This window comes from Mycobacterium sp. TH-M116 (assembly GCF_057473685.1).
The window spans coordinates 1-2,293 of the sequence record NZ_JBYCLC010000190.1 but is presented as its reverse complement, the minus strand read 5'-3'; the positions used below and the strand labels follow the sequence as shown (position 1 = coordinate 2,293).

Below are 2,293 nucleotides of genomic sequence, written 5' to 3'. Positions count from 1 at the left end.
TGACGACCTGGCGGGTTCGGTGATCCGGGGCAGCGCCACACCGGCGGGCAAGACCGTGTTCGTGTTCCCCGGCCAAGGCTCCCAATGGCTGGGCATGGGTGTCGAATTGCTTTCCACTGCGCCTGTTTTCGCGCAGCGCATCGCGGAGTGCGCGGAGGCCTTCTCGGAGTTCGTCGACTGGTCGCTGATCGACGTGCTGCGGGGGGCGCCGGACGCCCCGGGCCTCGACCGCGTCGACGTCGTCCAGCCGGTGCTGTTCGCGGTGATGGTCTCGCTGGCCGAGTTGTGGAAGTCCGTCGGCGTCAGCCCGGACGCCGTGATCGGACACTCGCAGGGCGAGATCGCCGCGGCCTGCGTCGCCGGGTCGCTGTCCCTGCCCGACGCCGCCCGCGTGGTGACGTTGCGCAGCAAGCTGTTGCGGTCGCTGGCCGGTCCCGGTGGCATGCTGTCCATCGCCTGCGGCGCCGAACGGGCGCGGGAGTTGTCGGCGCCCTATGGTGAACGCATCGGGATCGCGGCAGTCAACGGCCCTGCCGCGGTGGTGGTCTCGGGCGAAGTGGGCGCGCTGGAGGACCTGATACGGATCTGCGCCGACCAGGGGCTGCGCACCCGCCGGATCGAGGTGGACTATGCGTCGCATTCGGTCGAGGTCGAAGCCATCAGCGCGGAACTCATCGAGGCGCTGTCGGGTATCGAGCCGCGTTCCTCACGTACCGCCTTCTTCTCCACGGTGACCGGAAGCCGCATCGACACAGCGGGTTTGGACGCCGAATACTGGTACCGCAACATCCGTCAGACCGTGCAGTTCGAGCAGGCCGTCCGCAGCGCCTGCGAGCACAACTACCGCACGTTCATCGAATCCAGCCCGCATCCGGCACTCATCGCCGGGATCGAGGACACCTGCAACGAGTGCGCCGGCGACGATGCCGCCGTGATCGTGGTCCCCACCCTGGGCCGCGAAGAGGGTGGACTGGACCGCTTTTTCGCGTCGGCCGCCACCGCGTTCGTTGCGGGCGTGGGCGTCGATTGGCGCGGTGCATTGGACGGGGCACACTTCGTCGAGCTGCCGACCTATGCCTTTGAGCGGCGCCGGTTTTGGCTCTCGAACGAGGGCTTCGGGGCCGATGCCGCCGGTCTGGGGCTGGGTGCGGGCGACCACGCCTTGCTCGGTGCGGTCGTGGAGTTGCCGGCCTCCGGCGGGGTGGTGCTGACGGGCCGCCTGGCACCCGGCGCGCACGAGTGGATGGTTGACCACACGGTCTGCGGGGTGCCGGTGTTCCCCGGTGCCGGTTTCGTCGAGCTGGCGATCCGCGCCGGCGACGAAGTCGGCTGCCCGGTCGTCGACGAATTGACGCTGCGGGCGCCGTTGCTGCTGCCCGCTCCCGGGGATTCCGTGGCGCTGCACGTCGTGGTGGGCACCCCTGAGGATTCGGGACGGCGCAGCGTTTCGGTGTATTCCCGCGCCGGCGCGGCCCCGGGATCGGACTGGGTGTGCCACGCCGAGGGCATGCTGGGCTCCGGATCGGTGGCGCCCAGCGCGGACCTGTCGGTGTGGCCGCCGGCCGGCGCCGTCGCCGTGGACTCTGGCGGCGGATACGAGCGGCTCGCGGCCCGTGGATACGGCTACGGCCCGGCGTTCAGGGGATTGACCGCGGCATGGGTTCGCGGCGACGAGGTGTTCGCCGAGGTGCAGCTGCCCGACGCCGCCGGTGGTGTCAACGGTTTCGGGATGCACCCGGCGCTACTCGACGCGGCGATGCACGCGCTGGTCGTGGCCGACCGGACCGGCCCGCGGACGAGCGAAGTGCTGTTGCCGTTCTCGTGGCAGAACGTGTCGCTGCACGCGGCCGGCGCATCGGCGGTGCGGGTCCGGATCGCGCCCGCCGGGCAGTCCGCCGTGTCGATCGAGCTCGCCGACGGGCTGGGCCTGCCGGTGTTGTCGGTGGGTGCGATGGTGGCCCGGCCGGTCAGCGATCGGCAGCTGCGGGCGGCGGTCTCGGGTTCGTCCCCGGACCGGCTCTTCGAGCTGATCTGGTCGCCGGCTTCGTCGACGCCGGCTGCCGAGAACGAGGCCCACGTCAACGAGGTCTTCGAATCCGTTGCGGCCGAAGTGCTCCCGGTAGCCGACGTGTACGCGCGCACGCACCAGGCGCTGGCCGTCGTGCAGTCCTGGGTCACCGAGCGCGACACGGGTGTGCTGGTGGTGTCGACGCGGGGTGCGGTGGCGTTGCCGGGGGAGGACGTGGGGGATTTGGCGGGTGCGGCGGTGTGGGGGTTGGTGCGTTCGGCGCAG

General features: G+C 71.0%; 1 protein-coding gene. It reads left to right on the top strand.

Annotated elements, in window-relative coordinates; genetic code table 11:
• On the top strand, positions 1 to 2,293 hold a 2,293-nt coding region (locus AC2VOK_RS09520; protein ID WP_428900252.1), incomplete at both ends, for an acyltransferase domain-containing protein.